The following is an 8,311-nucleotide window of genomic DNA, read 5'->3' on the forward strand; positions in this document are numbered from 1 at the left end:
CTCGACGGGGGCGCGGGCGCCGGGGTGGGCGGGGCGGAGTCGGGCAGGTCCGGGCCGACGAGTTCCTGGCGGATGATGTCGCTGCGCAGCAGCACCCAGCCGTCGCCGACCTCGGCCAACCGGCTGGCCAGCGTCGTCTTGCCGGTGCCGGGCAGCCCGCCGACGACGACGAGGCGGACCCTGCCCGCCCGCAGGTGGCGGTGGGCGACGGCGAGCAGCCGCCGGGCCCGCTCGGCGACGTCGGGATCGCCCTGGCCGTGCAGGCAGGCCGCGCGCGCCTGGTCGAAGGCCCGGTAGGCGACGTAGAAGTGCTGCAGCGAGCGGGGGTGCACCTCGCCGCTGAACTCCCGGTACGCCTCCAGGAAGTCGGCGGCCTCCTCGGCGGCGCCGAGACGTTCGAGGTCCATCGCGAGGGAGGCGACGTCGCCGAGCACGTCGCCGGAGCGTCCCCGCGGGTCGAACTCGACGCAGTCGAGGATCCGCGGACCGTCGTCGAGGCAGAAGATGTCCTCGGCGAGCAGGTCGCCGTGGCCGTCGCGGATCCAGCCCGCGCGGCGGCGCTCGGCGAGCAGCTCACCGCGGCCGGCCAGGTAGCGCAGGGCGAGGCGGCCGATGTCGTCGACGACGGCGGCGTCGAGCTGGCTGCCGCGGAAGGGGGCGAGCGCGGCGAGGCGCTCGCGCCACAGCCCGGCCAGCGCCGCGCGCTCCCCCGCCGCCGCGATCGCCGCGCTCGTCTCGCAGCGCTGGTGGAACACCGCGAGCGCCCGGGCGACGGCACGCAGCGTCGGGCCGACCCGGTGGCCGCGGCGCACCAGGGTGGACAGCTGGCGGCTGGCGGGCATCCGGCGCATGACGACGAGATGGTCGATGATCTCGCCGGTGTCGTCGCGCAGGTCGGCGACGCCGAGGTAGACGTCGGGGGCGAGGCGGCGGTTGAGCGCCACCTCGGCCAGGCACAGCGCCTCCCGGGCGCGGCGGTCGGTGACGGTGAACAGCCCCAGGTCGACGGGCTTGCGCCGCTTGTAGGCCCGGTCGCCGAGCAGGTACAGCAGGGCGCCGTGGGTCTCGGTCGTCTCGCCGGCGGCGAGCTCCGCGAGCGGCGGGGCGGCCAGGCGCGGCCCGACGGCCTCGACGCCGAACCCGATGCCGAAGCCGGGGCCGAACCCGGGGCCGGTCGGGGTGGGCGTGCCGGCGGTCCCGCCGCCGGCACCTGCGCCGGGCAGCGCATCCCGCACATACTGGACGGTCATCGCCTCTCCCGGGGTCGAACACAGGCATCGATAGTGCTCACTGGCCATGCTCGCCGGCCGGGGGCGAGCCCACGACCGCCAGAGGTTGCCTACCCGGGGGACGTTCGGACCTCCCTGGCCGGTCTTGCGACCCGGGAGGTCCGAACGTCAGCGATCCTCGATCGTCACCGGTCCTCGAACTGGCGCAGGAACGCCTCGCGCTCCGCCGTCGCGTCGCTGATGAGGCGCTCGGCGCGGGCGAACGCGTCGTCGTCGAGGAGCAGCTGGCCACAGTAGCGGTCGACGAGACCGGCGAGGGTCAGCAGAATCGTCCGCAGCTCCTGCGGCGTCGCCGCGATCCACGGCCAGGCATTCTCGCGCATTCCGTAAACCGAGTGCAAAATGTCCTGGACGCTCAGCGCACGCGGCGGGTTAGTAGCCGCCGCGGCGCCCTGCGGCGGCCCGGAATCGGCCTCCGACCACATCCCGACGCGGGCGCCCAGCGCCCAGCACGTCCACGGATCGCACGCGACGTCGAGCATTCGCCGGTCACCGCGGAACAGGACGTGCCAGCCCGTCCTTTCCGCCAGGAACAGGCCGTACTTCTCGGCCAGCGGCTCGAGTATCTCCATCGCGGCCAGATCGAACTCGGCGCCGGCCCGCCCACCACCGGATCCCTCGCCGTGCTCCTGTCGCATCGCCAGTCACCTCGCCATCCGGTCCCTCGGGCCAGCTCCCGCCGGTCCGGTCGCGCCAACACGCCGGAGCGCGCGCCACACCAGGGCGCACGGACGTGCCGGCGGCGTCGGGACCCGCGGTGAACTGTAGAAGACAACCAGGGATCGTGTAACGAAAATCGAGACCCTTGTCCGCGCCGGCGTGGATTGTTGGAACGCCCCGGGCGCGGTCCTCGGCGCGCGCACATCCGGGATATCGGAAACGGAGCGACAAAGATGCCGCGGGCGGGCCGGTGACGTTCCCGGCGATGATGGGAAAAGCCCAGGTCAGGACGACACGCCGGGCGGGGGTGGGGAATGCCCCGGGGCCGGGGCCGGCACCCTGGCGGGCACCCGCCAGCCCGCGGCCACTCGATACGACCACCACGGACCAGCTACGCGAGACCAGCACCGCGACCACGAACGGGCCCTGGTGCCCCACGGGGCCGACCGGCCGGCCTCAGGCCAGTCGGTCATCGGGCGCCGTCGCGCACCCGTCCGAGCAGGCACGGTGCGTCACCGGTCGCGTAGCGGACAGACAGTGGTCAGGGAAGGGCGGTCGCGGCCGCGCGCCACCTCGGTAGCATCGCCTCGATCTCCGCGCCGAGGGCCCCGCACCGGCCTGCCACCAGGGCAGATCCGCCGCGGGCCGTGCCCGGCGCGGCGCCCGGTGCCATCCGCCGGGTCCGTTACTCCTGGGAGCTCACGATGACGTCGCCATGGCAACCGCAGGACCAGCCGCAGGGCTACCAGGGGCAGGCCGGGCCCGCTGACCAGCACGGCTACCCGCAGCAGGGCTGGCCCGGCGGCCCGGCGGGCGGCCCCGGCTACCCGGGTGGGCAGCCCGGCTACGGCGCCCCGGGCGGCTACCCGCAGGGCCCGCCGCCCGGCTACGGCGCGCCCGGCGGCTACGGCGGCCCGGCGCCCTACGACGCCTCCGCCCCCTTCGGCCGGCACCCGGTCACCGGCGAGGCCTACTCGGACAAGCAGAAGCTCACCGCCGGCCTGCTGCAGATCCTGCTCGGCGGGGTCGGCGCCGGCCGTTGGTACCTCGGCAACACCGGCATCGCCCTCGCCCAGCTGTTCACCTGCGGCGGCCTGGGGGTCTGGGCGCTCATCGACGGCATCATGATGCTGACTGGCAACGTCCGCGACCAGCACGGCCGGCCGCTGCGTGACTGACCGGTCCCCCACCGCCGGCGGTCCCACCGCCGGCGGCGAGCGGGCCCCGCGGAGCGGGGGCGCGGACATGCCGGCGGCGGTGGCGCGGCGGCGGCGGGTCGTCGCCGCCGCCGTGGCCGGCGCGGGGGTGGTCGGGCTCGTCTACCTGGCCGGGCACGACCCGCACGACCCGGGGGTGGCGATGCCGCGCTGCCCCATCCGCCACCTCACCGGCCTGGACTGCCCGGCGTGCGGCACGCTGCGCGCCACCCACAGCCTGCTGCACGCCCGGTGGGCCACCGCCGCGCGCGACAACGGGTTCGTGCTGGCCTGCGCGCCGCTGCTCGGCGGCCTGCTGGCCCGCCAGGCGAGGGCGGTGGCCGCAGGGCGCCACGCGCCGGTGCCGCCGCGGGTCGCCTACGGCCTCGGCGCCGCCGCGCTCGCCTGGATGGCGCTGCGCAATCTGCCCTTCTGGCCTGCCTGATCAGCCCCCACGGCCGCCGTGGGTGACCGGGGTGGCTAGCGGGGCCGGGAGGCGGGTGTGGACGCCGTCGGCTCGGCCTGCTGGCCGGGGATCCGCGGGGCGATGTCCGGGGCGGGGAAGGCGAGCGCCTCGATGCGGGCCCGCCGCTGCGGTGGGATCACCGTCGGCGTGGTGTCGACGAGATGCACTATCACCGTGTCGCACAGGCCGAGGCAGACACCGTCGAGGAACAGTCCCGAGCTGTGGGTGAACGACGACCGGCCGACGCGGCCCACCCCGGTGCCGACCACGAACGTCCCCGGGTACGGCGCCTCGGCCAGGTAGTGGATCGAGACCTGGGCGATGACGAGCCGGAAGCCGGTGAAGCCCGTCGGTGCGCCCTCGTCGAAGATCCGCCAGTCCAGGGCGGCGCGGGCGTCCTCGTAGAACGACGCGAGCGCCACGTTGTTGAGGTGCCGGTTGGTGTCCAGGTCGCTGAACCGGGCGGTGACGCTGTGGCTCAGGGGGTAGCTGGCGAGGCTGAGCCGCTGCGGATCGCGTCTGGGGTCCATCCCGCCACAATGCCGAGGGATCGACCCCGGCGTGCCTGGGTGCAAGCAATGTCTCACTCACCGGGCGTGGCGGCGACGGGCACGCCGGCGATGAACGTGCGGCGGACGTGGGCGGCCGACGGGTCGGCCAGTGCCGCCGCCAGCGGCCGGTCCAGCAGGCACAGGTCCGCGGGCGCGCCGGGCCGCACCGCGCGGGGGCGGGCGGGATCGGTCGGCGTGCCGAGGAACAGGGCGAGCGCCGCGGGGGCGGCGAGGCGCTCGCCGCCCCCGAGCACCACGCCGCCGGCCGTACGCCGGTCGGTCGCCGCGCGGATCGCGCGCCACGGGTCGGGGTCGCCGAACGGCGCGTCGGTGCCGGCCGCGAGCCGGACGCCGGCGCGGGCCAGCGACGCCGCCGGGTAAAGCGCCGCCGGGTCCTCGTCGGTGATGTCGGCGAGGTAGCGGTCGCCGCGTTCGGCGATGAAGTTCGGCTGGGTGACCACCGTCAGCCCGCCGGCGCGCAGCATGTCACGCAGCTCGGGCGGGACGACGGCGGCGTGCTCGATCCGGTCGCCGCGGCGGTGCCCGGCGAGTGCCAGCGCGGTGAGGGTGAGGATCAGCTGGACCCGGGTCACGCAGTGCACCGCCACCGGCGCGCCGCCGTGGTGGGCCGCGGCGATCCGGGCGGTCAGGGTGTCGAGGTCGGGCAGCCGGTCGTCGTCGAGGATCAGTTTCACCGCGCCGTCGCGCACCCGCTCCCCCGCCGGGATGCCGCCGCGATCCGTCGCTGGCGGCCCGTGCGCCGCGGGTTCGGGGCGCATGAGGGTCAGGCGCTGGGGCAGCGCGCCGGTGCGCGACGCCTCGACGAGCAGCCGGCGTTCGGCGTCGGACCGGCCCGGGGTCGCGTCGGTGAACCCGGTGACGCCGCGGGCGGCGGCGGCCCGGCCGAGCGCCGCGAGGTCGACGGGCACCCGGGGGATCGCCGCGGCGCGGCGCAGCCAGTCGTCCATCCGCCACAGCCGGCCGGTCGGGTGGCCGGCGGCGTCGCGTTCGACGCCGGGCAGCGGGCAGGCCTCGACGCCGGCCAGGCGCAGCGCGGCGGAGTTGAGCACCCACAGCGCGCCGCCGCGGTGCTGCAGCCGCACCGGCCGGTCGGCCACGAGCACGTCGAGGCCGTGGCGGTCGAGGTCGCCGGCGACGCTCGGGTGGTAGCCGACAGCCCGCACCCAGCCGTGCGCGCCCGCCCCGGGGGCGGCGCGCAGCGCGGCGCGCAGCCCCGCGGCGTCGCTGACCCGCGGCGGCCCGGCGGGCACCGACGACGCGGCGGCCGCCGCGGACAGCAGGTGGACGTGATGGTCATGCAGGCCCGGCAGCAGCGCGCCGCCGTCGGCGTCGACGACCGTCTCCCCCGCCCGGGGGCGCAGCGGTCCGGCGCTGACAGCGACGACGAGCCCACCGTCGACCCGCAGGTCGACGATCCGCCCGGGCGAGTCCGTACCGGCCCCCGGCACACCGGCGGGTTCGCCGCCGCCCAGCGGGGTCAACCGCGCCCGGCGCAGCAGCAGCGCGCCGCCGGCGCCGGCCATCAGCCGGTGCCGTCGAGCAGGCCTTGCAGCGCGGGGGCGCACAGGCGCACGATCCGCTCCCGTTCCGCGACGCTGATCGCGGCGGCCCGCACGACGTGGCGCTGCACGCCGAGGCCGAGCAGGTAGGCCAGGACCAGCTCGGCGCGCAGCGCGGCGTCGGGGCCGTCGAGGCGGGCGCGCAGCCGGGCGACGACCTGCTCGCGGAAGTTGCCGCGCAGCAGGTCCGCCAGGTCACCGTGCTGCAGGGCGAAGGCGACGCGGATGAGCGGGTCGCGGCCGTGGGCGTGTGCGTCGAGCAGGACGCGCAGCAGGTGGGCGCCGAGTTCGGGCAGGGGGGCGTCGAACAGCTCGTCGGTCTCCTCGCCGTAGCGGGCGGCGCGGGCGAACAGGCGTTCCTTGCTGCCGAAGTACTTCAGCACCAGCGGGGCGCTCACCCCGGCGTCGGCGGCGATCGCCTTGAGCGTGACGGCCTCGTAGGGCTGGCGGGCGAACGCGCGGCGGGCGGCGGTGAGGATCGCCTCCCGGCTGACCTCGGCGTCGCCCCGCCCGCGGCCACGGCCCGCGGCGGAACCGGGCGGCGCGCACACGGTGGGGCTCAGGGTCGCGCTCGCGGCGCTGGTCATGTCCGCTCCTCAGCCCGTCCGCAGGTGGCCGGCGTCCCCCAGCGGAACACCCCCGGGGTGCACGTTACCCGCGGTCGCCGGCCCGCCACCGACGGCCGTGCGCAGGGCGCCGCCGACGGGCCGTGCGGGTGGCCGGCGGCGCACCACGACCGTGGCGTCGCCGTCGGCGGACCGGCCGGCTCCGCGCGGCGCCGGCAGGCCGGCGACGTCGACCGCGCCGCTGCCGTCGACCAGGTCGACGAGGGCGCTGCCGTCGGCGCGGGTGGACGCGTCGGCGCGGCCGGTGTCCGTGGCGGCGGCGCGGGTGGGCACCAGCAGGCTGGCGACGACGGCGAGAACGGCGACGACGGCGGCGGTGGCGAACACGATGCGGAAGGCGGCCATGGTCGGCGACGCCCCCGTCGAGGTGGACACGGTCAGGTGGCCGAGCACCGCGGCGACGACCGCGCTGCACATCGCCTGGCCCACCGTGCGCAGCAGCACGTTGAGACCGTTGGCCGCGGCGGTCTGGGTGCGTGGCACGGCCCGCATGGTCAGCATCGGCATCGCCGAGTAGGCCAGCGCCGTGCCGGCGGCGACGACCGCCGCCCCGACGACGATCATCGTCAGGGTGTCGCTGAAGGCCATCCGCAGCACGTAGCCGCCGGCGAGCGCGGACGTGCCGAGCAGCAGTGTCGCGCGCGGCCCGCGGGTGGCGGTGATCCGCGCGGCGGCCGGGGACAGCGCCACCATCGCGACGCCGCCGGGCAGCAGACACAGGCCGCTGGCGAACACCGACAGGCCCAGGCCGTAGCCGGTCTGTCTGGGCACCTGGACGAGCTGGGCGGTGGACAGCGAGTTGGCGTAGAAGGAGAAGCCGACGAACAGGGCCGCGATGTTGGGCGCGAGCACCGCGGGGCGCCGGGCCACGCGCAGGTCGACCAGCGGGTCGGTGGCGCGCAGCTGCCAGCGGGCCCAGCCGGCGAGGATCACCGCGGCGGCGAGCAGCAGGCCGAGGAAGCGCGGGGAGACGAAGCCCCAGTCGGCGCCCTTCGACAGCGCCAGCAGCAGGCACAGCAGGCCCGCGGCGAGGCCGACGGCGCCGGGCAGGTCGAAGCGGGCGGGGGCGCGCACCGGCGAGTCGCGCACGATCAGCCAGGCGAGGACCAGGTCGGTCAGGGCGAGGACGCCGGTGACCCAGAAGAGCACGTGCCAGTCGGCGACCTGGACGATCAGGGCGGCGAAGGGCACGCCGAGGGCCGCGCCGGTGCCGACGGTCGCGCTCATCATGGCCACCGCCGAGCCGACCCGCTCGGGGGGCAGCTCGTCGCGCAGGATGCTGATCGACAGCGGGACGATGGCGAGGCACGCGCCCTGCAGGCCGCGGCCGAGGACCAGCAGCCAGATCGACGACGTCGACGCGCACAGCGCCGAGCCGGCGGTGAGCATGCCGAGGGCGACGAGCAGCATCCGCCGCTTGCCGAAGATGTCGCCCGCCCGGCCGAACAGCGGCGTCACGACCGCGCCGACGAGCAGGGTGACGGTGACGAGCCAGCTGACGTCCGCGGCGGAGGCCCCGGTCAGGCGCGGCAGGTCCGGCAGCAGCGGCACGATGCACATCTGCGAGATGGCGACCAGCGTGCCGCCCGCGCCCAGCACGGCGGCCAGGCGCCGGGAGCGCCCGGGGTTCGCGGCGCTGACCCGGCCGGCGGCGGGGGTGGTGCTGGCGGTGGGGGCAGGTCGGTCCACGTCACTCCTCGGATGATCGGCGACGCCGCCGGCGGCCCGACCGGCGCGACGCCCACCGAACAGTGAACGCACGTTCACCATCAAAGGTCAACATCGTCGTGGCGCGAATCACCCGACGTGGTACACGTCCGCGCAGGTCAGGACCGCGCCCCCGGGCTCCCCGGGACCCCCGGACAGCGGTGCGCGCCGGTGGCACTCCCCTGGACGAGCTGGGCGGTGGACAGCGAGTTGGCGTAGAAGGAGAAGCCGACGAA

8 protein-coding genes are annotated in these 8,311 nt (G+C 76.5%); 2 read left to right on the forward strand and 6 right to left on the reverse strand.

The window, feature by feature from the left end; genetic code table 11:
- A partial coding sequence (locus C1A33_RS15270) for a bifunctional aminoglycoside phosphotransferase/ATP-binding protein (protein WP_101832168.1) occupies positions 1-1,250 on the reverse strand: 1,250 nt, incomplete at its 3' end.
- 164 nt (positions 1,251-1,414) lie between these two features.
- Positions 1,415-1,927 carry a hypothetical protein gene (locus C1A33_RS15275; protein WP_101832169.1) on the reverse strand — a complete coding sequence of 171 codons (513 nt, stop codon included), beginning with the start codon at positions 1,925-1,927 and terminating at the stop codon, positions 1,415-1,417.
- Positions 1,928-2,653: 726 nt separating this feature from the next.
- On the opposite strand from C1A33_RS15275, the gene C1A33_RS15280 reads away from it, so the two are divergent.
- On the forward strand, positions 2,654-3,127 hold the full coding sequence (locus C1A33_RS15280; RefSeq protein ID WP_101832173.1) for a TM2 domain-containing protein: 474 nt from the start codon (positions 2,654-2,656) through the stop codon (positions 3,125-3,127).
- Positions 3,120-3,590, forward strand: a complete 471-nt coding sequence (locus tag C1A33_RS15285) for a DUF2752 domain-containing protein (RefSeq protein ID WP_243407579.1) — start codon at positions 3,120-3,122, stop codon at positions 3,588-3,590. Before C1A33_RS15280 ends, C1A33_RS15285 begins: the two co-directional genes overlap by 8 nt.
- Before the next feature lie 35 nt (positions 3,591-3,625).
- On the opposite strand, the gene C1A33_RS15290 is transcribed toward C1A33_RS15285, so the two are convergent.
- From C1A33_RS15290 to C1A33_RS15305, 4 genes are read right to left on the reverse strand one after another with little or no spacing between them, the layout of a single operon-like run.
- Positions 3,626-4,141: an acyl-CoA thioesterase gene (locus C1A33_RS15290; protein ID WP_101832170.1), complete on the reverse strand. Its 516-nt coding sequence runs from the start codon at positions 4,139-4,141 to the stop codon at positions 3,626-3,628.
- A 53-nt stretch (positions 4,142-4,194) separates the two neighbouring features.
- Positions 4,195-5,706: an amidohydrolase family protein gene (locus C1A33_RS15295; protein ID WP_101832171.1), complete on the reverse strand. Its 1,512-nt coding sequence runs from the start codon at positions 5,704-5,706 to the stop codon at positions 4,195-4,197.
- Entirely contained in the window at positions 5,706-6,329 is a 624-nt protein-coding gene (locus C1A33_RS15300; protein WP_101832172.1) for a TetR/AcrR family transcriptional regulator, read from the reverse strand. Before C1A33_RS15300 ends, C1A33_RS15295 begins: the two co-directional genes overlap by 1 nt.
- 9 nt (positions 6,330-6,338) lie before the next feature.
- Positions 6,339-8,057, reverse strand: a complete 1,719-nt coding sequence (locus tag C1A33_RS15305; RefSeq protein WP_243407580.1) for an MFS transporter — start codon at positions 8,055-8,057, stop codon at positions 6,339-6,341.
- Positions 8,058-8,311 lie beyond the last annotated feature (254 nt).

Source organism: Frankia canadensis (assembly GCF_900197875.1).
GTDB lineage: Bacteria > Actinomycetota > Actinomycetes > Frankiales > Frankiaceae > Frankia > Frankia canadensis.

Coding starts and splice junctions, on each gene's coding strand:
- C1A33_RS15275 (WP_101832169.1), bottom strand. CDS start 1,927: ATGCGACAGGAGCACGGCGAGGGATCCGGTGGTGGGCGGGCCGGCGCC.
- C1A33_RS15290 (WP_101832170.1), bottom strand. CDS start 4,141: ATGGACCCCAGACGCGATCCGCAGCGGCTCAGCCTCGCCAGCTACCCC.
- C1A33_RS15300 (WP_101832172.1), bottom strand. CDS start 6,329: ATGACCAGCGCCGCGAGCGCGACCCTGAGCCCCACCGTGTGCGCGCCG.
- C1A33_RS15295 (WP_101832171.1), bottom strand. CDS start 5,706: ATGGCCGGCGCCGGCGGCGCGCTGCTGCTGCGCCGGGCGCGGTTGACC.
- C1A33_RS15280 (WP_101832173.1), top strand. CDS start 2,654: ATGACGTCGCCATGGCAACCGCAGGACCAGCCGCAGGGCTACCAGGGG.